General features: G+C 58.9%; 27 protein-coding genes. 11 read left to right on the top strand and 16 right to left on the bottom strand.

Translation table 11 applies throughout. The features are described 5' to 3' along the window. Nucleotides 1-60 precede the first annotated feature (60 nt). Nucleotides 61-486 (top strand): LexA family protein, encoded by a 426-nt coding sequence (locus tag HU825_RS18690; protein WP_234302658.1) that lies wholly within the window; start codon nt 61-63, stop codon nt 484-486. Continuing rightward, entirely contained in the window at nt 474-1,730 is a 1,257-nt protein-coding gene (umuC, locus tag HU825_RS18685) for a translesion error-prone DNA polymerase V subunit UmuC (protein ID WP_234302657.1), read from the top strand. Before HU825_RS18690 ends, umuC begins: the two co-directional genes overlap by 13 nt. Before the next feature lie 884 nt (nt 1,731-2,614). On the opposite strand, the gene HU825_RS18680 is transcribed toward umuC, so the two are convergent. The 4 genes from HU825_RS18680 to HU825_RS18665 form a co-directional block, all read right to left on the bottom strand. Next, nucleotides 2,615-2,821: a carbon storage regulator gene (locus tag HU825_RS18680; RefSeq protein WP_234302656.1), complete on the bottom strand. Its 207-nt coding sequence runs from the start codon at nt 2,819-2,821 to the stop codon at nt 2,615-2,617. Between the two features lie 342 nt (nt 2,822-3,163). Continuing rightward, nucleotides 3,164-3,670 (bottom strand): thermonuclease family protein, encoded by a 507-nt coding sequence (locus HU825_RS18675; RefSeq protein ID WP_234302655.1) that lies wholly within the window; start codon nt 3,668-3,670, stop codon nt 3,164-3,166. A 99-nt stretch (nt 3,671-3,769) separates the two neighbouring features. After that, nucleotides 3,770-4,702 (bottom strand): SDH family Clp fold serine proteinase, encoded by a 933-nt coding sequence (locus HU825_RS18670; RefSeq protein WP_234302654.1) that lies wholly within the window; start codon nt 4,700-4,702, stop codon nt 3,770-3,772. Nucleotides 4,703-4,787: 85 nt separating this feature from the next. Continuing rightward, a complete protein-coding gene (locus HU825_RS18665; protein WP_234302653.1) occupies nt 4,788-5,882 on the bottom strand; it encodes a type I restriction endonuclease in 1,095 nt (364 codons plus the stop codon). A gap of 712 nt (nt 5,883-6,594) precedes the next feature. On the opposite strand from HU825_RS18665, the gene HU825_RS18660 reads away from it, so the two are divergent. Next, nucleotides 6,595-7,470, top strand: coding sequence for an NYN domain-containing protein (locus HU825_RS18660; RefSeq protein ID WP_234302652.1), 876 nt, complete (start codon nt 6,595-6,597; stop codon nt 7,468-7,470). Between the two features lie 237 nt (nt 7,471-7,707). On the opposite strand, the gene HU825_RS18655 is transcribed toward HU825_RS18660, so the two are convergent. From HU825_RS18655 to HU825_RS18625, 7 genes are all read right to left on the bottom strand, one after another. Continuing rightward, nucleotides 7,708-7,971 carry a pyocin activator PrtN family protein gene (locus tag HU825_RS18655; RefSeq protein WP_234302651.1) on the bottom strand — a complete coding sequence of 88 codons (264 nt, stop codon included), beginning with the start codon at nt 7,969-7,971 and terminating at the stop codon, nt 7,708-7,710. 145 nt (nt 7,972-8,116) lie between these two features. Then, the gene (locus HU825_RS18650) at nt 8,117-8,329 is read right to left on the bottom strand and encodes a hypothetical protein (protein WP_234302650.1); all 213 of its coding nucleotides are present in this window, start codon (nt 8,327-8,329) and stop codon (nt 8,117-8,119) included. Further along, nucleotides 8,326-8,532, bottom strand: a complete 207-nt coding sequence (locus HU825_RS18645) for a hypothetical protein (protein WP_234302649.1) — start codon at nt 8,530-8,532, stop codon at nt 8,326-8,328. The genes HU825_RS18650 and HU825_RS18645 overlap by 4 nt, the downstream gene beginning before the upstream one ends. 673 nt (nt 8,533-9,205) lie before the next feature. Then, the gene (locus tag HU825_RS18640; protein ID WP_234302648.1) at nt 9,206-9,445 is read right to left on the bottom strand and encodes a helix-turn-helix domain-containing protein; all 240 of its coding nucleotides are present in this window, start codon (nt 9,443-9,445) and stop codon (nt 9,206-9,208) included. Nucleotides 9,446-9,531: 86 nt separating this feature from the next. Beyond that, nucleotides 9,532-9,777: a hypothetical protein gene (locus HU825_RS18635; RefSeq protein ID WP_234302647.1), complete on the bottom strand. Its 246-nt coding sequence runs from the start codon at nt 9,775-9,777 to the stop codon at nt 9,532-9,534. After that, nucleotides 9,774-10,013 (bottom strand): hypothetical protein, encoded by a 240-nt coding sequence (locus tag HU825_RS18630; RefSeq protein WP_151320109.1) that lies wholly within the window; start codon nt 10,011-10,013, stop codon nt 9,774-9,776. The genes HU825_RS18635 and HU825_RS18630 overlap by 4 nt, the downstream gene beginning before the upstream one ends. A gap of 148 nt (nt 10,014-10,161) precedes the next feature. Further along, nucleotides 10,162-10,362 (bottom strand): helix-turn-helix domain-containing protein, encoded by a 201-nt coding sequence (locus HU825_RS18625; protein WP_234302646.1) that lies wholly within the window; start codon nt 10,360-10,362, stop codon nt 10,162-10,164. A gap of 87 nt (nt 10,363-10,449) precedes the next feature. On the opposite strand from HU825_RS18625, the gene HU825_RS18620 reads away from it, so the two are divergent. Further along, nucleotides 10,450-11,016 carry a hypothetical protein gene (locus HU825_RS18620; protein WP_234302645.1) on the top strand — a complete coding sequence of 189 codons (567 nt, stop codon included), beginning with the start codon at nt 10,450-10,452 and terminating at the stop codon, nt 11,014-11,016. On the opposite strand, the gene HU825_RS18615 is transcribed toward HU825_RS18620, so the two are convergent. The 5 genes from HU825_RS18615 to flgA form a co-directional block, all read right to left on the bottom strand. Further along, nucleotides 11,009-12,223, bottom strand: coding sequence for a site-specific integrase (locus tag HU825_RS18615; RefSeq protein ID WP_234302644.1), 1,215 nt, complete (start codon nt 12,221-12,223; stop codon nt 11,009-11,011). The two genes, HU825_RS18620 and HU825_RS18615, sit on opposite strands and share 8 nt — an antisense overlap. 267 nt (nt 12,224-12,490) lie before the next feature. Then, nucleotides 12,491-13,240: a flagellar brake protein gene (locus HU825_RS18610; RefSeq protein WP_043299240.1), complete on the bottom strand. Its 750-nt coding sequence runs from the start codon at nt 13,238-13,240 to the stop codon at nt 12,491-12,493. 63 nt (nt 13,241-13,303) lie between these two features. Continuing rightward, on the bottom strand, nt 13,304-13,774 hold the full coding sequence (locus tag HU825_RS18605; protein WP_234302643.1) for a flagellar protein FlgN: 471 nt from the start codon (nt 13,772-13,774) through the stop codon (nt 13,304-13,306). Nucleotides 13,775-13,804: 30 nt separating this feature from the next. Next, complete coding sequence (gene flgM, locus HU825_RS18600) at nt 13,805-14,134, bottom strand: flagellar biosynthesis anti-sigma factor FlgM (RefSeq protein WP_077683833.1); 330 nt, start codon at nt 14,132-14,134, stop codon at nt 13,805-13,807. A gap of 119 nt (nt 14,135-14,253) precedes the next feature. Then, a complete protein-coding gene (flgA, locus tag HU825_RS18595) occupies nt 14,254-15,018 on the bottom strand; it encodes a flagellar basal body P-ring formation chaperone FlgA (protein WP_234302642.1) in 765 nt (254 codons plus the stop codon). A gap of 81 nt (nt 15,019-15,099) precedes the next feature. On the opposite strand from flgA, the gene HU825_RS18590 reads away from it, so the two are divergent. From HU825_RS18590 to flgF, 7 genes are all read left to right on the top strand, one after another. Beyond that, entirely contained in the window at nt 15,100-16,032 is a 933-nt protein-coding gene (locus HU825_RS18590) for a chemotaxis protein CheV (RefSeq protein WP_043299245.1), read from the top strand. A 36-nt stretch (nt 16,033-16,068) separates the two neighbouring features. Continuing rightward, a complete protein-coding gene (gene cheR / locus HU825_RS18585; protein WP_043299247.1) occupies nt 16,069-16,893 on the top strand; it encodes a protein-glutamate O-methyltransferase CheR in 825 nt (274 codons plus the stop codon). Nucleotides 16,894-17,085: 192 nt separating this feature from the next. After that, nucleotides 17,086-17,490: a flagellar basal body rod protein FlgB gene (gene flgB / locus HU825_RS18580; RefSeq protein WP_008570750.1), complete on the top strand. Its 405-nt coding sequence runs from the start codon at nt 17,086-17,088 to the stop codon at nt 17,488-17,490. A gap of 11 nt (nt 17,491-17,501) precedes the next feature. Then, nucleotides 17,502-17,945 carry a flagellar basal body rod protein FlgC gene (gene flgC / locus HU825_RS18575; RefSeq protein WP_008570749.1) on the top strand — a complete coding sequence of 148 codons (444 nt, stop codon included), beginning with the start codon at nt 17,502-17,504 and terminating at the stop codon, nt 17,943-17,945. Between the two features lie 12 nt (nt 17,946-17,957). Then, nucleotides 17,958-18,641, top strand: coding sequence for a flagellar hook assembly protein FlgD (flgD, locus tag HU825_RS18570; RefSeq protein WP_054095128.1), 684 nt, complete (start codon nt 17,958-17,960; stop codon nt 18,639-18,641). A gap of 30 nt (nt 18,642-18,671) precedes the next feature. Continuing rightward, entirely contained in the window at nt 18,672-20,258 is a 1,587-nt protein-coding gene (locus tag HU825_RS18565; RefSeq protein WP_138300254.1) for a flagellar hook protein FlgE, read from the top strand. Between the two features lie 197 nt (nt 20,259-20,455). Beyond that, on the top strand, nt 20,456-21,196 hold the full coding sequence (flgF, locus tag HU825_RS18560; RefSeq protein ID WP_008570746.1) for a flagellar basal-body rod protein FlgF: 741 nt from the start codon (nt 20,456-20,458) through the stop codon (nt 21,194-21,196). Nucleotides 21,197-21,206 lie beyond the last annotated feature (10 nt).

Genomic DNA, 21,206 nt, shown 5'->3' with positions numbered 1-21,206 from the left:
TGACCGCATGAAGTGCTCACGGTTTACTGTACGCATATACAGTAATCGCAGAGCAGTATCATGCGCGCCACTATCCTCGGCCAGCTTGGCCCGTCGTCAACATTCCTCCAGTTCGTCGACACTCGCGTTCCCGCGGGCTTTCCTTCGCCCGCGGCGGACTATGAGGAGGTCACGCTATCTATTGATGAGCTGGTCGACCTGCGTACGCCACACGTCTATCTGGTGAGGGTAGAGGGGCCCAGTATGGTCGGCGCCGGCATTTACGACGGCGATGTGCTCGTGGTGAACCGGGCACTGGAGGCGCGCGCCGGGCACATTGTCGTTGCCTACGTCGACGGCGGCATGACTGTTAAACGACTGCAGGTGTCGCAGGAAGGCGTGTGGCTGCAGGCCGAGAATCCCGATTACCGCGCTATCCGCGTTACCGAGTCCCTGCACGTTTGGGGTGTGGCCACTCACAATCTGCACCAGCTATGTTCGCGCTGATCGACTGCAACTCGTTCTACTGCTCATGTGAACGCGTCTACCGTCCGTGGCTGGATGGCGTACCGGTCGTGGTGCTGAGCAACAACGACGGCTGCGTAATCGCTCGTACCCGAGAGGCCAAACGGCTCGGCATTCCGATGGGCGCTCCGTATTTCCAATGGCGCGACCAGATGCGCGAGTGGGGCGTGGTCTGTTTCTCAAGCAACTATGAGCTTTACGGGCAGATGAGTGCCCGGGTGATGACGACGTTGGAGGGGATGTTTCCGCGTATCGAGGTGTACAGCATCGACGAGGCGTTCGCCGACCTGGCAGGGATGACGGGCGACCTGTTGCCGCTGGGGCATGAGGCGCGAGAGCGAGTGCTGCGCTGGACCGGTATACCGGTGGGGGTTGGGATCGGGCCGACGAAGACCTTGGCCAAGCTCGCCAACTGGGCAGCGAAGACCTGGCGCAAGTCCGGCGGCGTGATCGACCTGCGTGACCCGGAGCGGCGCGACAGGCTGTTGCGGATGACAGAGGTTGGCGAGGTATGGGGCGTTGGCCGACGGCTAACTGCTCGCCTGCGTCCGCTGGGCATCCAAACGGCCTGGGATCTGGCGCAATGCGACCCGGCATCGCTGCGCCGGCAGTTCAGTGTGGTGCTGGAGAAAACTGCGCGCGAGCTGCGCGGAATCTCCTGCCTCGATCTGGAGGAGGCGGTACCGCCCCGGCAGATGATCTGCTCCTCGAAGATGTTCGGCAGCCGCCTGCGTGACATCGCCCCAATCCGCGAAGCTGTCGTGGCCTACGTCACCAAGGCTGCCGAGAAGCTCCGCGCGCAGAATAGCCTGGCCGGTGCGCTGCAGTTGGCCATCCGCACCGGTATGCACAACCCCAATCAGCCGCGCTACGCCAACGCAATTAGCTGCCCTCTGCCATATCCCACCGATGACACCCGGGTGCTCGCCGCCGCGGCTGTTCGTGGGTTGGAAGCGATTTTTCGGCTCGGCTACGCCTACAGCAAGGCAGAGGTACTGCTGATGGATCTGCGTCAGCGCGGCGAATTCACTGGCGACCTGTTCGCGGATGCACCTCGACTCGGTGCCGACCGGCTGATGGAAGTTGTCGACCGAATCAACGCGCGTGAGGGTAGGGGCACGGTTCGTCTCGGTCGCATCCCGGCCACGGCTGAGTGGTCGATGAAGCGTGAGCTGATGAGCCAGCGTTATACGACGAGGTGGGATGAGTTGATGGTGGTACGGTAGGGCCGTGGGTGCGGTTGGTGTGGAGGAATTAGGGCAGGGACCTGAAACGAAAAGCCCCGCGTGGTGCGTTTTACGTCATGCGGTGAAGTTTTCTTGGCGTTAAAGGATTCTGCCCTTTGGCCGATCTAGCTTGGATATGAATTTCGAGGGAAAGAAATGAAGCGATGGCTATGGATAGGCGGTTTGGTCGGGGCCGCGCTTCTACTTAGCGATCTGACCAAGTCACCACTGTTCATGATCGTGGCTGTGGTGCTTGCGCCGATTATTCATGGTTGGTTCGACAAGCAGGAAAAGCGGGACAAGCAAGAGCGATCAAGCGCTAGGAGACCCCGGGCGAGCGCAGCTAACGACCTGACCAGTTTTCAACTCAATCACCTGGCGATCGATAGCCCTCATCTCCTAAATCGTTGCGGTAGCTGTAAGTACTGGACTGGCCCGAAGACGACCCACAAATCAAAGAGAGGGGTCTTCATACACAAGGAGGCGAAAGGTGACTGCGCCTTCCGCCGGCCTGGCAGTCCCCGACTTGGGTTAAAGGCCACAGCCGGTCAGGCTTGCACTGATTACGAATAACAGGCGCAGGACAGATACAAAAAGCCCCGCTAAGTGCGGGGCTAATTGGTCATATGATGGAAGCAAACGTGCCGGCGCTGCCTTGTTTCGCTTTAAGAATGCTGCGAGCACAGCGACAAACCCTGAGGTATAAAGCGCCCTTGGAAGGTAAATGATTCCTTTCCTAGCCGACGCTAACCGGTTCGATAGTGTCTCGATACCTTTAATCAACCCAGCTACAGCCAACACGCACCTCAGTTTTCAGAATTGCTGTATTGGTATTGACCATGTGCTTGCCGTCCCGACGGGATCATGCGCAAACGACGTGCCTCTCACCGCTCTTCCAGTTCTCTCCGCAGAATCTGCAAATCGAGCGGAGCTTCAATCGCTATCTGCGCCTTGCTGCCCTTGATCTCCTTAACCGTAACGGTAATGCCGTCCAACAAGAGCTCGGCTAGGAGATCCTCGGCATTCGTGCCTGGCTGAACGCGCAGAGTGATTTTTTCGCCTTGTCGGCGGGTTAGCACCAGATAGCTCATGTTTACGCTTCCTTGCCTCAGCCCGTTGGACTAATCCAGTTCTTTGGTGCAGTTGGTGTCGTCGTAAGCCTTTCGAACGCAATAGAACCTCTTGCCTTTGCAAGTGGCTACCCATGAAGCGGTTCTGAAGGTGACGTCGTCGTCCGATATCGTTATCTGCGAAGGAGCGCAGCCAATTTGGCCGGAGGACAACGAGGCTTTCTCTGAGTGCATAGCGCAGCCGCTAATGGTGAATATGGTAGTGAGAGCCAGAGCTATGAGTCGCATTGAGATTCGTAGCGGGGGGTTATAAGCCGATCACTGATCGGGTTGAGTCTGTCATCAGTTACTAAGTAGTGAGGATCACCGTTTTCCGCGGCGCCAGTCCCAAGGCGGAATAGGCTGAGGGTCACGCCATAGCCCGATTCGACGAGTGAGGGCCTCTTTCTCCTCAAACTCATACGAGAGCCGCTCCTCCAATGGTTGCTGCTTCGCGTAGCGCCTGAACCACCAAGCCATACCAGAGGCGAGTTGCGCCCGGCCTGCATCCAGCGTTGGGCCGCAGTTGACGCAATCAGCAGGCTCTACCCATACGGTGCCGATGATGCGGCCCCATCTGTCGCGGCTAGCTGAATCAACGATCACCGTCCTCCGGTACACCAGCCCGGACAGGTGCTGCTTAGATTGGGCACCGAAGGGCTGTTTGCTTTCGGGTGCATCAATCCCTCGCAGGCGTATTCGCTCGGGCACGCGGTCGGCGGTTAGACAGTTGATGGTGTCGCCGTCAGAAATCCCAATCACTCGGCATTCAAGCTGTGCGGCGATAACTGGTAAGGGAAGGAGTAGCAGAGTTGCAGCGATTCGATACATGGCGCTTCCTTGCGCTAGCGTAAAAAGCCCCGCGAGATGCGGGGCCTTGCTTACAGTCGATCAAACGCGAGTGGGGCGTTTTTGCTTGAGTGCCCTCTTTCAGGCATCTGGTAAAGATCCTGCCAATTCTTGGTCGCCTGGCGCATCCCTTCTGCAAGCTCCATGGGGAGCTTGTAGCTCTGCATCGGAGGGCTGAGCGGCTTCTGTGGCATCATTTTCGGTTACCTCGATGTCTTGACTGTTCCAGTTGAAAACCAACAAGTCTGGAAGATCTCTTACAAGATTATAGAGCATCGCTACTAGCCCTGACTCCCTTTCGTCAGGTGCGCGAACTCGCTCAAAAAGGTTGCACGCTTCCTTACGGTCGATCACGAAGCTGTGTGATGGGTATCGCGTAATCAGGCCTACCAGGGCGCCATGTTTTAGATTTCGTGAGTCTTCGTCAAGCCGTCGTCCGTATTCGAACCCTATGGCATTAGCACGACTGATTTCGCCTAGCCGAACAGGATCGACCTGAGCATATATGGATTGAAACGCGGTTCCTGCGAGCTTGGCGGCAATTTCGGCAGCCATTTTCGTCGACACACGCGTTCTCGTCTGCGTACTAAACATGAACTCTTCGAAGGCGGCATAGGTTTGCTTTCGAAGGAGCTCTAAGCCTTGCTGGATATCCAGGCCAGAGGAACGCTCCATCAACTCATCCTGCTTTGACATTTGTATGTCGAGAGGGCCCAGCTCGCCCCTGTCTGCGATGATGATCTCCCCCGCACCCATAGCAATGAGCGTACCTGCAGATTTGCAGATGTCAGGGACAAGGAGTTTGAAGTCACCATAGTGGTGCCTCAAGCAACGAGCGATACGGTATCCGGCGTGAGGATCCCCACCTGACGTTACCAGCACCAAGTAGGCCGTTGAGCTTAAACGTTGCCTTTGGCAAACGCTTGTTACACGCTCGTAGCCTTCTCTAGAAATGTCACCGACATATAGAATCACGTCTTCGTCAAAGTCGTCCCACCGCTTAACCAGCGCCATCACGCCTCCTCCCGTTGCTTACGCGTTCTTATGAGCTATGGTCGGTTATCTCACCATAAGCCAAGCCAATCATCCTTGGAGCTGATTAAAAGGCATATCCTTTGGCCGTTTCCTTCAAGACGTCAGCAAACTCGAAGATGTCGTCGAGCGCCTCGATCGGATGGCGGGTCTCATTCTTGTCAGCGTCGAAGGTGCCGAGGTACTTCTGCTGACGGTTGAAGTGCAGTCGGGCCAGGGGCTTGCGATTGTTGTCATCGAGCAGTACGCCGAAATAGCTTTGCGTGTCGCGGGCAGCTATGCGCTTAACGTCGACTTCCGACCGCACGATCGCCTTGATGATGTTGAAGCCCTCGATTTCTTCAACCGTGGTTTCGATCTTGGTTTTCTCAGCATCACTATCGGTCGAGCTGTCGGCCGGCTCTTGTGTCTCAGGTGATACCTGGGCAGGGATAACTGGTCTTACGGCTCCGGTCATCGCTGACTTCAGGCGCTCATTGATCTGATCCCCGAGAAACTGCGCTGTAGCCTTTCGAGTGAGCTGTGCGAACTGCTCGCGCACCTTCTGAGTGATGACGCCGTCATACACGCGGGAAGCCACGAGCCGGACGAAGTCGTCGTCGGGTTCGCTGAACTGGGCGGCGAGGACGCGCTTAATCTGCCCTACGTACTTCAGCTCGCCCGCGGCACTGATGATCGAGTCGACATCAAATGCGCTCTTGGTCAGCTTCTGCAGCTCCGGCACGACGTGGTCATCGATGTCGAGAAGGTCGAATTCGAGGAACGGCTTTTCGTCCATCTTGTTAGGGGCGTCCAGGTCGGTAAAGAAGCGATAGACCTGGCCATTGGTGAGGATCGAGATTCTGGCTGTCGTAACGTGGAAGTAGCGGAAGAGCTGGCTGGCGTGGTTGATGTTCAGTGGCTCGCCGATCTTCTTGCTTTCGATCAGGATCTGGATTTGCCCATCCTTGAGGATGGCATAGTCGATCTTCTCGCCTTTCTTGGTTCCGACGTCACAAACGAATTCGGGAACCACTTCTGTAGGATCGAAGACGTCGTAGCCGAGCACGCTCTGAATGAAGGGCATGACAAAGGCGTTCTTGGTGGCTTCCTCGGTCTGAATGACCGGCTTTTGCTGACGGATCTTCGCAGCCAGACTGGCCAGTTTCTCTTGAAACTCCATAACCCCTCCTTGATACCGCTGTTGGCAATCCTTTGATTCGATTCTGCCATCAGGAGGCCGCAGTTGCGATAGGCAAGAAGTCGCGGTGGGACCGTTTAAATACCTCAGATTCGAGGGGTTTCGATGGCAGGCGGCCTGCAGAAATTACCGGAATTCCGGGGGTTTAGCCGGTGCTGGTGGGCCTGCCGTACATACCCGTCAATCCGGGAATCTACCGGAATAGGCCAGTGGCGGCCTGGCCGCGGTAAATACCCCGAATCAGGGGGATTTGATCGCCGCCAATCCGGGGCGGAAACCGGCTTTGCCACCAATGGTGGAAAGGGAGTGGTCCACATCGGGACCATCATCCGATCATGGCGAGTGAGACATTTTGGTCTCGCTGAGACGGTTCGGTCTCGGTGAGATATCCCCAGAGCTGGGGATATCCCTCTGCCTTGATAGCGGGAAACCCCAGGTCTTGATCCTGGGAAACTGCCGATCTGGTCCGAGTCGGACAGGTTGGTCTGCTTCGATGCGCGCCGTGGGGACTGAGCGCCTGCTATGTCAGTCCGCTAGCAGATGAGTGCCCAAGAACCTCTTTTGCGTATTGACCCTGCGTCGCTCGGAGCCTTATAGTTCGTCCCGTCAAAGCAGCGGCCACTACCTTATAAGGTCGTTGCGAGACATACAAAGGGTCCCTGCGGGGGCCCTTAATACTTTCTAGGGACGAAAAATGAATCGACTGGGTATTTTTGTCGATGCGGGCTATCTGTTTGCGCAAGGATCGGCGGTCATCAGCGGAGCCACCGAGAAGAGGGTCAACCTTTCTCTCAACGAGCAGGCGGTAATCACTCAGCTTATCCAGACAGCTGACGAATTATCTGGCGGTACGCCGCTATTACGCATTTATTGGTACGACGCCATTGGCCACTCCGGCCCGTCTCTGGATCAGAAGCGCTTGGCGCAAAGCAATAACGTAAAGATGCGGATGGGAACGCTGAACGGCAGCGGGCAGCAGAAGGGCGTCGATTCAATGATTGTCATTGATATGATCGAGCTGGCCCGGAATCACGCGATTGCGGACGCCGTCCTTGTCTCTGGAGATGAGGATGTCAGAGTCGGGGTTCAGTTCGCGCAAAGCTATGGCGTCAGAGTTCACCTGCTAGGCATTGCCAGCGAGACTGATAAGCACAATCAGTCTCCGACGTTGGTGCAAGAGGCCGACACCCATATCGAATGGGGTCCCGATATCGTGAATTCGTTCCTGGCGCTCAGGCAGCCACAGACGCGTCGGCCAGTTAAAGCGATGGAATTTCTTGGCGATCTCTCAACTGAAGCCGAAGATGCTGGAGCCACCGCTGCAGCCATTGTGGAGAGAGGAGACCCGGAAGAGATCATAGTCAAAATGGCCACCGCGCAGGTTGATGGGCTTGTAGCGAATGACTTGCAAGCGCTCAAGGCCGCGCTTTCCGTGAGCAGCGCCACACTCCCCAGGGAGTTCGATGGCAAGCTACTCGGAATGACGCGAGACGCGCTTGGCCGCGACCTTACCCAAGAAGAAAAGCGCCTAGCCCGCAAGACCTTCAAGGCCTGCGTTAAGCGCAAGTGATACCAGGCCGTACCGCGCAAGCCCCTCACCGCGAGGGGCTTTCTGTTTCTGATCTGCCTTAGCGTGCCGGAAATGGCACTTAGTGTCGAAAACGACACAGTGTGTTGATTCCTACACGGTGGCGAGGCGGCCCCAGTGTGGCGCTTTCGCCACTTTGGAAACCCAGCGGTAACCCGGTCGGTTAGGGCTAGGTTTCGTCACAGTGTCGTGGCGTGAACCGCTTACGGATGGTGCCTGTCAGCTCCGGTGCAGCTTCGCAAGATCCTGCACGGCCTCGGCGCGACGCGCATCGATGTAGTCAGCCAAATCCTGAATGTGCACCCCGCGGGCGGCTTTTTGACTCGATTCGATACGTGTGACTGGAAGCCGAAGCTGCCCGGCGAGCACCTTGCGCAGCAATTTCTCAGGCGATAGATGAGGGAAGTAATCGGCGCATACGCGCTCTAGCGGGATCACCGCCAAGCCGCCGTACTGAGCCATCAGGATAAAAAAGGTTTTCATCGCGCCCAGCCGTCAGAATTTTTTCTTTGATCGATCGGTCGCAGCGTCGGCGGCTCCCTACGCGGTCTGCCAGGCTTTTTCTTCGGCAACGACCCTGCTTCATACTCAAAGAACCCCGCGCTGTAGCGGGGTCTAGTGGGTGCGGTCAGTGAATGCGCCTAGTGTCGAGCGTGGCTAGATCCTCGTCACTGAGCACGCCGGCAGCGAACAGGCCCTGCAGGAATCCCGACAGCATCTTGGTATCGAGTTCGCCGCGGTCGGCGTCGGCCTGGTACAGCTCCAGCGCGGCGACCGCTCCTTCACAATGGGCGACCATCGGCGCGATCTTGGCGAACAGTGCGCGTTCTCCCGGCTTCATGGTTCGTAGCGCTCCAGCAGCTTGCCCAGGCGCTTCGCGATCCCATCCAGGGCGATGGCGCAGTTTTGGTCCATCTCGCGGTCACGGAGCTGGCACAGGTCGGAGAAGATGCTGAGCAGCATCGCCTGGCCGAATTCATCGATGCGTGCGCCTTGGTCGGTGATGATCCCGCTGTCAAAGGTGATGGGGAAGATGTTCGCCATCTCGTATTCCTCGCTACCCGTTACACGCAGATAGCCGGGTATAGGGTGGTAAATTATAAAGGTGTTCAATTTTTGAACCCACGAAGGCCGCAAAACTGGCTGTTACGGTTCATTTTTTGAACTGTGGATGTAGGCGAAAAAAACAACCGGACGGAACGGGAAAACACAGGTTCATTTTTTGAACTAGTCAGGGCTAAAAACTGAACTAGAAAAAATCGAATCAGGCTGACAATCTCCGCTTCGGCACCACAGATGCAGGGACCTCCAGCTGCTTGCCGGGACACTCATCTACCCCCGCCCACGTAAGAGCGAAGAGGGCAGGGCGCCCTCCGTCTCTGCTCCGATCGTAGGAGCGGGTGCGCATTATAAGGTTGCGCTCTAGGAGCTCCTTCAGGGCGCTGGCAAGCGTAGCTTTAGCCATTCCGCCCCAGTCCTTCATCATATTGTGAGTAGCGGACAGATCACCATTGTTGCGTCCGTTGTACTGATAGCCGAGCATCATGAGTACCTTCAGAGCAGACGGTGAGAGGTCGCGAAAGTCGGGCTGGGTCATTAGCGCTTTAGGCAGCGATAGCGCGCCCATCGGCCCCCAGCTAACTTTTGGTTTTCTCTTAGCCATAACAAATCCGTGCATGAGCCGGCAGGGCAGGGCGCCCCGCCAGCGTTATGGCCGCTAGGCCGCTGCTTCTTGCATCAGGACATATTGCCCCACGCGGTGCGGTGGTCTGCCTGGCTCTGTGGCTTGGTAGGCCCATTGCGTGCGGATATCGAAGCCACGACGACGCAGACGGCGGACCGTTGACGGCGGGTGGACGATATCCAGGTCGTTGGCTGCCTCGATGGTGGTCACTGGTCGAATTCTCAGTGCTTCCAACAGTCGGCGGTCTTGCTCAATTGCGGAGTGTGCTGGCATAGTTCAGTCCTCACTTGGTGGCTTACCAATGTGTTTGCCCTGGCGGTGTTGCAGCACCGCTTCGGGTTTCCTCTCTGCTTCCTTTCTCATGTCCACTCGTCCCTGTCAGGCGCGGCGTAGCCCCACGCCTGATTTGCGGTGGCGTAGATCATCGAGCCCAGCGCAGCCACGGCATGTGCCAAGTCGTCCCGATCGTCATCGCTAAGGTTGTGCTCCGCTGCGTCAGCGCCCAGCAGTCGGCCAATGCCTTCCAGCCCTTTGCCTGCCTGAGTCAGCGCCTCGGTGATGCCCTGGATCATGTCGAACGCTTGTCGGTCAGTGATGCCGCTCATTGCAGCCCCTCCACGCGCTTGATGCGCTCGGCTTCGCAGTCCATGTAGCCGCTCAGATCATCTCCCAAGTGCTGACCCAAGCCAGCAAGCACGGCGACGTTACGTCCTTCGTTGTGCTTCGCGTCGAGCGTGATTGAGCGCATGAGGGCGCCCAGCCACTTGCCGTGTTCGTGCGCATAGGTGGCTAGGTCATAGGCGTCGAGCGCAGTCACTTTCTCAGTCGTTGCGGTATTCATTTCGCTAGCTCCAGTCGAGAGGCGCCAAGGTGGCGCAGGTGTTCGAGATCAATCAGTCGGGTATTGGTAGGCAGTGCCAGCCACCCAATGACTTTGCCGCTCCGGTCGATTAGATGGAAGGCCCGTTCCAGGGCCTCAAAATGGGTGCTCACCGGCCGTTCTCCTTCGCCATCCGATTCAGCCAGGCGCGCAGTTCCTCGACGAGGATCAAGCGGCGCTTGCCAGCCTTGAACGACACGAGATCGCCGCGGGCGATGGCTTCGTAAACAGCGGAACGGGTTATGCCGGATGCGCGGGCAGCTTCTTCGGTGCCCACCGCGATGGGTTGCAGGCTTGCGATGTGACTCATGATTTTTCTCCGTTGCGTTGTGGCGCTATCCGGACGATACTGGATAGTGCGTAGACAATCTAAGTGTAAGTAACACTGAATGCAAGCATGAATATTTGTATACGTGGGGGCTGTATGGCGAATAGATCAAAGAAGGTGGTTTTGTCGGCTAGGGTTGATCCCTATCTAAAAGCCGGGATAGAGCTGCTTGCCGCTTCGCAACGGGTCAAGCTCGTGAAGCTGATCGAGGATTTCTTGGAATGGGGGCTGGAGAGTTCAAAGGTGGACAACCCGTTCGGAAGCCGTAAAAACCTGCCGAGGATCAGTTTTCTAGTCGTGCTCGAAGCTATATGGACCGAGGATGAAGTTCTTTTTCAGTTGCGAGCAGGCGCTTTAGGAGGTCGTATCGCTGGAGATGACATATTCAATGCGGCGTTCATCGTTCTAAGCCACGAAACGGCTTACTTCGAGGGGGATTTTGACGTTTTTGGCGACTTGAACGGGCTCACTGCGAGAATGGGATTGCAGCCGCCGGCGCCGCTCAAGGTCAATTTGGAACTAGTAAGGCAGGAGTGGGAAACGATAAAGGCGTACGTCCAGTTTCTCGCTCAGAACAAGCCATTCCAGCCTTCGTACGAGGAGTACAAGACGATCATGGCTAAGTCAGTCAAGTAAGCTGCTCGACTGCTGCGGCTTTGCTATCCGGAGCGAGGTGGGCATAGCGGAGCGTCATCTTGATATCCGTGTGCCCTAGCAGATCGCGCACCGTGTTCAGCGGTACGCCAGCCATCACCAGCCGCGATGCGAAGTCGTGGCGCATATCGTGCCAACGGAAGCCGACGATGCCGGCATTCTTCAGAAGCTCAAGCCAGGCGGTTTTCACGTCTGTCATGGGCTTATCGTCTTCACCCGGGAAGATGTAGCCGGTACCGCTCGCCTGGTCTTTCCATCCCTGAAGTGTGGCCAGCGCCTCGGCGTTAAGCGGGATATGCCGTGTCTCGCTGGTCTTCGCGCCTTCACCGGCTACCGTTAGGGTTTTGGCTTGTAGGTTGGCGTGATGCCAGCGCAGGTTGAACAGCTCGCCGCGCCTCATCCCGGTATTGAGCGATAGCAGAACCATCGGCTTCAGGTGGTCGGCGAAGGCTAGGGCGCGAAGGTCTGGCAAGGCCTCTCTACCGCGTTTTGCACGCCATTCGTTCGCGCTGTCACGCTCTGTCCTGATGCGTTCCTCGCGTGCGTCTAGCGCGTCCCTGAGGGCTTTAGCCTCGGCCTTCGACAGGTAGCGGATGCGGCCGATCGAATCGACCTTCAGTTGCTTGACCTTCTCCAGGGGCGAGGCGGGCAGGTAGGCCCATTCCACTGCTCGGCTAAATACTCCGCTGATGCTGCCCATCTTGCGGTTCGCGGTGGACGGCTTGTTGCCGCCGTTGAGCCAAGCGGTGCGGATCTGCTCCAGATCGCGGCCGGTGATTTCATCGAGGCGGCTGTGCATGATCGGCTCGAAGCTGGTGTCGAGCGTGTGCAGTGTCTTCTCGTGGCCTTTGTGGTGGGCCTTGAACCACGGCATATAGTGGTCATCGATGAAGTGGCGCAGGGTAGGGGTGCCGGTACCGCGGCGGCCTTGGGTGACTGCCAGCGGCTCGCCGTGCTTGCGGGCCTCGTTGAGGTACTGCAGCGCCTCTTCGCGGGCCTGCTCAAGCGTCAAGATGCCGACACGGCCGAGTGCCTTCTTGCGGCCACGCGCCCAAGTCACGACGTACGACTTCGCCCCGGCGGCCGTCACGCGCACGAACAGGCCGGGCACGATGGTATCGTGGACTTCGTATTCCTTGCCGGTGACTTCTAGGCTGTTCAGTCGACGCGCCGTCAGCTTCTCTCGCACGGTGTCCCCATGGGTGCAGTGTGGGTGCAAAATTGACTATACGGGGCTGATTTACCGGACGCAACTGGACGCTAAGTGCTTGATTTGCAGGGTAAGCGCTTGATTTGTAAGGGGCTTGTTTGCCCCTCCTAAGGGGAAGGTTGTGAGTTCGAACCTCGCCTGGGACGCCAGTCCTGCAGTAGCGCTGCTTCGCTACTTTCCTGTCTTTGAGCGAGACTCGCTTCCACCACCGTAGTGCTTCTAGCGTCCTGCTGGCGGAGTATCTGCTCAGTCGAGCGCGTCTTCCGCCTGATTACGGCGTGCTTCGCGCTGCAATTGATAGACAAAACGCTCGACATTTCGCTGGGTAAGACCGTTGATGCGATAGAAGCTCAATCCGCAGAATGTCAGGTCAAGTTTTTCGTCGTATGCGACGTGCCGAAGTTCCGCAGCAGACTGCACGGTGCCGCTCGGGAGGCGTACGGAGAACTGTTCGTATACCTGACCAGTCTGCAGTCGACTTTGCATATCGCCTTTGAAACTCACCTTGCAGCCGGTGGCGGAGATGTCGAGAAGCTTGCCTTCCAGGCTGTTGCGTAGCCTATTACCGCCCAGAGTGGTGGCGATGGGGGCACCTTGCAGTGGTGCGCGATATGCGTTGCGGCGCTGGTGATAGGACAGTTCTGTGGGAATCGGTACCCAATAACAGCGTGCGCCGTCCATCTCGCTCGGGTGGACGGGCTGGGAATTGCTCCAGGCTATTCTCACGCCTTCGTCGAACGCTTCCAGATGAAAGGTTTCGCCCTGAAGCAGTAGGCGCTCGCCGTCATTGGGGATTAGTTCATCCAGCGCAAGCCAGCCTTTCCCACGGTCCAGTTCGATCAAAAAGCTTTGGTAGCGTTGGTTGCGCTCGTCGAAGCGAATCATCACCGGGCTGCGGTTATCGAGCAGCGGTTTGAGGCTCGCATGAATTTCCAGAGGCGAGGTCAGCAGCTTGGGTGGTTGTGGGCCAGCTTCTTCAAGGAAAGGATTTGCCACGTTCCAGGTCTCTCAGCGCAGCTGCATCGCGAACGGTAATGCCCGCGCGTCCGTGTGGGGGGATCAGGCCTGGCTGAGAGGCCTTTGTTGAGTGGTCTTGGCCGTGCCGCCCCGGTTGTCGTACAGATCCGGCGTCGCGTTACTGCCTTGCAGAATCTCCAGCATGCTGCCAACCGCTGCGCGATTGGCGCGAATCAGTCGGCCGTTACGCTCGTTGGCTGCGCGGCAGGCATTCAATGCGGTCTCGAGTGAATCGGCCTGCTCAAGAATGCGGGTGCCCAGCGCGCTCTTCGCGGCGAGTTGTTGCAGGCCGGCGCGATCCGAACTCAGCCCTTGTTCGCTCAGCCACTGGCTGCGCAGGCCGCCATGCTGTCCGAGCAGTGCAAGCAGAGGTTGCGTCTGCGAGAGGATGCCTTCCAGTTTCGCCAGATCGCGATCACTCAGCGCCTGGAATTCCTGCTCGGCGAGCTCAAGTAATTGATGGGCGATGTCGATATCGCCACTGAGTTGCTGGAGCAGGGCTTCGTCTTGCATGTCTGGCTCGGGAAGGGGCGCTGAGTCGCCTTAGCGCTGGGTTTCAAACGCCAGCAGCTTGGAGGCGACGCGCTGGCTGTCGACCTGATAGCTGCCGTCGGCGATGGCTTGCCGCAGTTTGGCCACGCGCTCCTGATCTACGGACGGCTGTTCATTGAGCTTGTCCATGGCCTGCTGCAGGCGCTGGGCTTCGGGGCTCAGTTGTACGGATTCGCCAGCCGGAGCCGTAGTACTGCTGCTGACTGGTACGGTATCGCCGCTCGCCGGCTGCGCCGTGGGGCGCTCGTTGCCTTGAACGCTGCCGCTACGCGTAGCGGTCGACCCGAGAGCGCTGTTGGGCCGGTTGAAGTCGATGACCATGATACAAACCTCGAAGGAATCAGGACGCTTGCCTGGTTTTCGGCTGCGTCCGGAAGAACTTTAGCTTTTTTATCCATCATCGTCATGGTCGCGTCTCGCACACGTCGCGGGAGGCTGCGCTACATCGCGACCTCAACCTGTCCGGGGCCGGCGACGCGAGCTTTCACGACTCGTCCCGAGCGCAGGTTCTTTACGCGGATCTGCGTGCCGGGCGCACCGTCGGACATCGCTTCGCCTGGCATGCGGACATTGATTCCTCCGCTGCGCGCGATGATGACTACCTGATCGCCCTTGCGTACCACCTCGGCGAGCTGCAGAAGTGGGGGCGCGAGCACCTGATCGAGTTGAACCGGGCGCGTCAGCTTGTTGCCCAATATCTGGTCGAGCGACGTCAGATAGCCCTGGGTGAGCAACGACACATCTCGTTCGGCCAGGGAGACATCGGCCGCACTGAGGGTGCTGTCCCGCTTGAGCGGGCGGGTGGCGATGATGACATCCCGATACAGACGAACCTGGCCAGGAACGAACAGCGACCACGGCGAGCTGCCTTCGCAGCTGACACGAACCGTGACGCGGCCGATCGGTTGCGCGGGACTCTCGAGCTTGACGGTGAGTGGCTTGTCGCAACTGGCCAGGCGCAGGCGAGGGTCGAGGCGGTTCACTTCGATTTCGTGACGGCCTGCGATGTCGCTACGTCGCAGATAGTCTGTCGTCGCCTGCTCAAGAAACTTTCGAGTCTCGTCGATAAGCTGGTCGGGATGTGACAGAGTCGGCGTCTGCTGCGCCAGAGCAGGGGCGCTAAGCAAGGCCAGACACGCGAAGACGATGAGGCTGCTGTGCGTCGTGTTTGCGGCGTGTCGAAATAATGTCGGTTGAGCATTCATGGCTCGATCCGAAGCAAGGGGCGTGCCCATTGACCCGTTTGGCTTTAGGCAGCGCTGCTGCTAACGCAAGAGGATGACGGCATGGCCGGAGTATTGGATTCGGTTAACCAGAGAACCCAGCTGGTGGGGCAGAACCGTCTGGAGCTGCTGTTGTTTCGCCTCGACGGAGCGCAGCTATACGGCATTAACGTGTTCAAGGTGAAAGAAGTGCTGCAGTGCCCGCGCCTGACCGTCATGCCGCGCTCGACTGCTGTCGTCCGCGGTGTCGCCAATATCCGCGGCAATACGTTGCCGATCCTCGATCTGGCATTGGCCATCGGCAAGCCCGCGCTCGACGATCTGCAGAGCTGCTTTACCATCATCACCGAGTACAACAACCGGACCCTTGGCTTCTTGGTGCGATCAGTCGAGCGCATCGTGAACATGAACTGGGAGGAAATTCTCCCTCCGCCCAAGGGCGCCGGGCGCGACCATTACCTCACGGCAGTGACGCATTTCGACGGGCAGATGGTCGAGATCATCGACGTGGAAAAAGTTCTGGCCGAAGCCGCGCCGGTTTCGGAGACGGTTTCGGCCGCTGTCATCGATGCCGATGTGCAGGCCCGTGCCGGCTCGTGCCGCGTGCTGATCGTCGACGACTCGTCGGTTGCGCGGAGGCAGATCATCCGCTGTCTGCAGAATCTTGGCGTAGAGGTTGTGGCTCTCAATGACGGGCGCCAGGCGCTGAACTATCTGAAGGCAATGGCCGATGAGGGGCGACGTCCGGCCGATGAATTCATGATGATGATTTCCGATATTGAAATGCCGGAAATGGATGGCTATACCCTGACTACTGAGGTGCGTCACGACCCGCGTATGCAGGACATGCATATCCTTTTGCATACCTCGCTTTCCGGGGTGTTCAACCAGAACATGGTCAAGCGGGTCGGCGCGGACGATTTTCTTGCCAAATTCCAACCGGACGATCTGGCCACTCGGGTGGCGGAGCGGATAAAGCGTGCGGACCGAAACTGAGGCCATGACCTCTCATTATCAGGGCGGGAGCAATTAGTGTCAGGCGATCAGGATTTCGAGCAGTTCCGGATATTTCTTGAAAAGACGTGCGGCATCCTGCTGGGCAGTAACAAGCAGTATCTGGTCTCCAGTCGACTGAACAAGCTGATGGAGCAGCAGCGCATCACTTCGCTTGGTGAATTGGTCAGGAAGATTCAGAGCATGCCGCGCTCGGGCCTGCGCGAGCAGGTCGTCGATGCCATGACGACCAACGAAACCCTGTGGTTTCGCGACACTTATCCTTTCGAGGTTCTCAAGAACCGGGTGCTGCCCGAGCTGCTCAAGAGCGGCGCGGGCCAGCGGCTGAGAATCTGGTCGGCTGCCTGTTCATCGGGGCAGGAACCTTATTCGCTGTCGATGAGTATCGATGAGTTCGAGCGGGCGAATCCGAGCCAGCCGCGACTGGGTGTGCAGATCGTCGCCACCGAATTGTCCGGGACCATGCTGGCGGCCAGCAAAGCGGCCGAGTATGACGGCCTGGCCATCGCCCGCGGCTTGTCCAGCGAGCGACTGCAGCGCTACTTCGATGTAGCCGCGCCGGGGCGTTGGGTGGTCAAGCCGCCTATTCGCGCACGCGTCGAGTTCCGCACTCAGAATCTACTCGACAGCTATGCCGCGCTGGGCAAGTTCGACATCGTGTTCTGCCGTAACGTACTGATCTACTTCTCCGCCGACGTGAAGAAGGACATCCTTCGCCGTATCCATGCGACGCTCAAGCCAGGCGGCTATCTGTTCCTCGGCGCTTCCGAGGCGCTCAACGGCTTGCCCGAGCTGTATCAGATGGTCCAGTGCAGCCCGGGCATCATTTATCAGGCGCGGTAGCCCTTATCGGCGGCAGAAAACCGTCGTACATCATGACGATACGCGGCAACGCAGCGGTAAAGCCTTGCCGCTTTTGACGCCTAAGCGAATGATGCTCAGAATAAATCCTTTAAAATCAATTGCTTGAATAGATGGCATGGGCTTTGCTCAAGTTTGCGCCAGCAGACTTGTATCCGGCAGAGGTCCAGATCCATGAGCATCAGTTTCGACAAGGCGCTCGGCATTCACGAGAAGGCGCTTGGTTTTCGCGCCCAGCGTGCCGAAGTGCTGGCCAACAACATCGCCAACGCCGATACGCCCAACTACAAGGCGCGTGATCTGGACTTCGGCGCCGTGCTGGCAGCGCAGGCCGCACGCGGTGAGGGCAGCTTCGCCACGCGTACCACCGACGCCCGGCACATCGCCGCCGAAGGGCTGGAGATCGCCGATCCCTCGTTGCGCTTTCGCACGCCGGCGCATGCCTCGCTCGATCAGAACACCGTCGATCTGCAGATCGAGCAATCCAACTACGCGCAGAACGCCGTCGATTTTCAGGCGAGCTTCACACTGCTCAACAGTAAGTTCCGCGGGCTGATGAGCGCCCTGCGTGGCGAATAAGGAGTCCAGCCATGTCCCTGAGTAATGTCTTCAACATCGCTGGTAGCGGCATGAGTGCGCAAAGCACGCGCCTCAACACCATCTCCAGCAATATCGCCAACGCCGAGACGGTGTCCTCCAGCGTCGATGAAACCTACCGGGCTCGTCACCCAGTGTTCGCCACCATGCTGCAGCAGGCCAGCGGCGCGCCGAACGAGTCACTGTTCGCCGATCAGGACCAGGCCGGCGTCGGTGTGCAGGTGCTCGGTGTGGTCGAGGACCAGAGCGAGCTGCAGGCTCGCTACGAGCCTAATCACCCGGCGGCCGACGACAAGGGCTACGTCTACTATCCGAACGTCAACGTGGTGGAGGAGATGGCCGACATGATTTCCGCCAGCCGCGCGTTCCAGACCAACGCCGAGCTGATGAACACGGCCAAGACCATGCTGCAGAAAGTGCTGACGCTGGGTCAGTAAGGGAGCCTTTTGATGAGCACAACAAGCGGCGTTGGCGGTACCGGCTCGATACTGGACCAGTACCAGTTCGGCAAGGACCGTGAGGTCAAGGGCGAAGAACTCGGCAAGAACGAGTTTCTCGAACTGCTGGTCGCGCAGATGAACAACCAGAATCCGCTGGAGCCACAGGAGAACGGCGAGTTCATCGGTCAGCTTGCGCAGTTCAGCACCGTCGAGGGTGTCGAGAAGCTGAACTCCAGCATGGAGACCATCCTGTCCGGCTACCAGTCGTCACAGGCGTTGCAGGCTTCGTCGCTGGTCGGACGCAAGGTCATCGTGCCGACCGACAAGGCGGTGGTCGACACCAGCGAAACCTTCAAAGCCAGCCTGGTGCTGCCAACGTCGAGCAGCAACGTGTTCGTCAACATCTACGACAGCACCGGCGCTTCGGTCGGCCGCGTCAATCTCGGGCAGCAGCAGGCCGGCAACGTCTCCTTCATGTGGGACGGCAAGGATGCGAGCGGCAAAACCTTGCCGCCCGGCACCTACAAGTTCGAGGCGCAGGCTACCTACGACGGCGAAACGAAGGGGCTGTACACCCTGCTTCCGGCCAATGTGGACAGCGTCACGCTCGGGCAGAACGGCGGGGAGCTGATGCTCAACCTGGCCGGTATCGGCAGCATCGGGCTTTCCCAGGTCCAGGTCATCGGACAATAACCGCCGGCACCCGGCGAAAGGAGCGATTCAATGTCCTTCAATATCGGTCTCAGCGGCCTGCGTGCCGCGAGCAAGGATCTCAACGTCACCGGCAACAACATCGCCAACGCCGGCACGGTCGGCTTCAAGCAGTCGCGCGCGGAGTTTTCCGATGTGTATGCCGCTTCCGTCATGGGGACCGGCAAGAACCCGCAAGGCAGCGGCGTGCTGATGTCGAACATTTCCCAGCAGTTCAACCAGGGCAACATCAACTACACGCAGAACGCTCTGGATCTGGCGATCAACGGCAACGGCTTCTTCCAGGTCAGTAACAACGGCGCCATGAGCTATACCCGCGCGGGCTACTTCGGCACCGACCGCACCGGTTTCCTGGTCGATAACTTCGGCTACAAGCTGCAGGGCTATCCGGTCGATGCGAACGGCAATCTGCAGAGCGGCGTGGTTGGCGACCTGCAGGTGCAGACCACCAATCAGGCGCCGAAGGCGACCAGCCAGATCACCACGGCGTTCAACCTGAACTCGACGCAGAAATCGCCGACGACCTGGCAGGCTGCCTATGATGCCGAGGTGCAGCCGTTCTATGACGCGGCCTATAACAACTCGCTGACAGCGGCCGGACAGGCTGCCTACGATGCCGAGCTCGCCGCATCGGGCGACACAACGGCAGCCGATGCCGCTCGCGCTGCAGCACTGGTCGACGCGACGAATATTGCTAATGCCCAAGCCGCGGGAGATGCCGCGAAAGCACTGCCGGCGAATGTGACAGCGGCGTTGACCGCGGCGAATGCGACGTTCGATCCAACCGACCCCACCACCTACAACAGCTCGACCTCGCTGAACATCTACGATTCGCAGGGTAATGCGCATGTCATGACGCAGTATTTCGTCAAGACGAGTGCGAACACCTGGGACATGAAGGTGCTGATCGATGGGCGCAATCCTGCCAACCCGGCGCAGCAGCCGCCGCAGCCTTACGTCATGGGGCTGTCGTTCAATTCCTCCGGTGCTCTGACGGGCATCGATAATGGTGGCTCAGGGCTGTTCAGCGTCTCGCCGGACCTGAAGGTGACGCTGAATTCCGCCACGGGCAACCCCCCGGCGGGTGGCTGGATTCCGGCGATATCCGACGGTGGTAGCCCAGCCACCTGGTCGGCCAACGGCGCCCTGGCCAATCCGGGCGGCATCGTCCTCGACTTCTCCAAGTCCTCGCAGTACGCCAGTACCTTTGCGGTAAACAGCGTGGCTCAGGACGGTTACACCACCGGCGAGCTGGCCGGCCTGGAAATCGACGACACCGGCGTGATCTTTGCGCGTTACACCAACGGCCAGTCCAAGGTGCAGGGGCAGATTGTGCTGGCCAACTTTGCCAACGTGCAGGGCCTGACTCCGGTGGGCAAGACGCAGTGGGTGCAGTCGTTCGAATCCGGTGAGCCGGTGGTGGGCACGCCGATGTCCGGCACCCTCGGGGCGCTGCAGGCCGGTGCGCTGGAAGACTCCAACGTCGAACTGTCCGACCAGCTGGTCAACCTGATCGTCGCCCAGCGCAACTATCAGGCGAACGCCAAGACCATCGAAACGGAAAGCGCGATCACTCAGACCATCATCAACCTGCGCTGAGGTTGAGAGGCAAGCGGCTTGCCGCCACCGGCAGGATTCCGCCGCTTCCTCGATCGAAGGCCCGCAAGGGCCTTCGTCGTTTCTGAAAAGCGCTTCCGATTCAATGGCTTGGGCGGTTATGGTCGCGGTGGCACGCGCCTTGCTATCTCGATGTCGACAGAATGGCGAGTGTCAATCTCGCGTCTTGGAGTTTGCTGATGGACAAGATGCTCTACGTGGCCATGACCGGCGCCAGCCAGAACGCGCGGGCACAGCAGGCCCATGCGAACAACCTGGCGAACATCTCCACCACCGGATTTCGGCGGGACTTCGAGCAGGCGCGTTCGATGCAGGTGTTCGGCGACAGTTTCCCGGCGCGTGTCTACGCGATGACCGAGCGCCCGGGTACGGACTTTACCGCCGGCGCGCTACAGGAAACCGGGCGCGATCTGGACGTCGCCATCGAAGGCGAAGGCTGGATCGCGGTTCAGGCGCCCGATGGTGGCGAAGCCTACGTGCGCACCGGCAGCTTGAATATCGATGTGCTCGGCGTGCTGCGTACCGCCGATGGCATGCCGGTGATGGGCAACGGCGGGCCGATCGCCATTCCGCCCGAGGAAAAGGTCGACATCGGTCAGGACGGCACCATCAGCATCCGCGCTCTGGGCGAAGACCCGAACGTGGTCGTCACTGTCGATCGCCTGAAACTTGTCAATCCCGATCCGCAGCAGCTGGAGAAGGGCACCGATGGCCTGATCCGCATGAAGGGCGGCCAGCCAGTGGAGGCGGACGCAGGCGTGCGCGTGACCTCGGGCTTCCTCGAGGCGAGCAACGTGAATGCGGTGGCCGAAATGACATCCATGCTGGCGCTGTCACGCCAGTTCGAACTGCACGTGAAGATGATGCGCACCGCCGAGGATGATGCGGCTGCGATGGCTCGCGTCCTGCAAATCAGCTAACACCAGCGCG

It is taken from the genome of Pseudomonas phenolilytica, assembly GCF_021432765.1.
GTDB classification, from domain to species: Bacteria; Pseudomonadota; Gammaproteobacteria; order Pseudomonadales; family Pseudomonadaceae; genus Stutzerimonas; species Stutzerimonas phenolilytica.
Note: the sequence above shows the minus strand (reverse complement) of the source record. Positions and strands in the feature narration are given on the sequence as shown.

Excerpts from the sequence above, each read along its gene's own strand:
- HU825_RS18690 (WP_234302658.1), top strand. The coding sequence starts at position 61 with ATGCGCGCCACTATCCTCGGCCAGCTTGGCCCGTCGTCAACATTCCTC.
- umuC (WP_234302657.1), top strand. The coding sequence starts at position 474 with ATGTTCGCGCTGATCGACTGCAACTCGTTCTACTGCTCATGTGAACGC.
- HU825_RS18680 (WP_234302656.1), bottom strand. The coding sequence starts at position 2,821 with ATGAGCTATCTGGTGCTAACCCGCCGACAAGGCGAAAAAATCACTCTG.
- HU825_RS18675 (WP_234302655.1), bottom strand. The coding sequence starts at position 3,670 with ATGTATCGAATCGCTGCAACTCTGCTACTCCTTCCCTTACCAGTTATC.
- HU825_RS18670 (WP_234302654.1), bottom strand. The coding sequence starts at position 4,702 with ATGGCGCTGGTTAAGCGGTGGGACGACTTTGACGAAGACGTGATTCTA.
- HU825_RS18665 (WP_234302653.1), bottom strand. The coding sequence starts at position 5,882 with ATGGAGTTTCAAGAGAAACTGGCCAGTCTGGCTGCGAAGATCCGTCAG.
- HU825_RS18660 (WP_234302652.1), top strand. The coding sequence starts at position 6,595 with ATGAATCGACTGGGTATTTTTGTCGATGCGGGCTATCTGTTTGCGCAA.
- HU825_RS18655 (WP_234302651.1), bottom strand. The coding sequence starts at position 7,971 with ATGAAAACCTTTTTTATCCTGATGGCTCAGTACGGCGGCTTGGCGGTG.
- HU825_RS18650 (WP_234302650.1), bottom strand. The coding sequence starts at position 8,329 with ATGAAGCCGGGAGAACGCGCACTGTTCGCCAAGATCGCGCCGATGGTC.
- HU825_RS18645 (WP_234302649.1), bottom strand. The coding sequence starts at position 8,532 with ATGGCGAACATCTTCCCCATCACCTTTGACAGCGGGATCATCACCGAC.
- HU825_RS18640 (WP_234302648.1), bottom strand. The coding sequence starts at position 9,445 with ATGCCAGCACACTCCGCAATTGAGCAAGACCGCCGACTGTTGGAAGCA.
- HU825_RS18635 (WP_234302647.1), bottom strand. The coding sequence starts at position 9,777 with ATGAGCGGCATCACTGACCGACAAGCGTTCGACATGATCCAGGGCATC.
- HU825_RS18630 (WP_151320109.1), bottom strand. The coding sequence starts at position 10,013 with ATGAATACCGCAACGACTGAGAAAGTGACTGCGCTCGACGCCTATGAC.
- HU825_RS18625 (WP_234302646.1), bottom strand. The coding sequence starts at position 10,362 with ATGAGTCACATCGCAAGCCTGCAACCCATCGCGGTGGGCACCGAAGAA.
- HU825_RS18620 (WP_234302645.1), top strand. The coding sequence starts at position 10,450 with ATGAATATTTGTATACGTGGGGGCTGTATGGCGAATAGATCAAAGAAG.
- HU825_RS18605 (WP_234302643.1), bottom strand. The coding sequence starts at position 13,774 with ATGCAAGACGAAGCCCTGCTCCAGCAACTCAGTGGCGATATCGACATC.
- flgM (WP_077683833.1), bottom strand. The coding sequence starts at position 14,134 with ATGGTCATCGACTTCAACCGGCCCAACAGCGCTCTCGGGTCGACCGCT.
- flgA (WP_234302642.1), bottom strand. The coding sequence starts at position 15,018 with ATGAATGCTCAACCGACATTATTTCGACACGCCGCAAACACGACGCAC.
- HU825_RS18590 (WP_043299245.1), top strand. The coding sequence starts at position 15,100 with ATGGCCGGAGTATTGGATTCGGTTAACCAGAGAACCCAGCTGGTGGGG.
- flgB (WP_008570750.1), top strand. The coding sequence starts at position 17,086 with ATGAGCATCAGTTTCGACAAGGCGCTCGGCATTCACGAGAAGGCGCTT.
- flgC (WP_008570749.1), top strand. The coding sequence starts at position 17,502 with ATGTCCCTGAGTAATGTCTTCAACATCGCTGGTAGCGGCATGAGTGCG.
- flgD (WP_054095128.1), top strand. The coding sequence starts at position 17,958 with ATGAGCACAACAAGCGGCGTTGGCGGTACCGGCTCGATACTGGACCAG.
- HU825_RS18565 (WP_138300254.1), top strand. The coding sequence starts at position 18,672 with ATGTCCTTCAATATCGGTCTCAGCGGCCTGCGTGCCGCGAGCAAGGAT.
- flgF (WP_008570746.1), top strand. The coding sequence starts at position 20,456 with ATGGACAAGATGCTCTACGTGGCCATGACCGGCGCCAGCCAGAACGCG.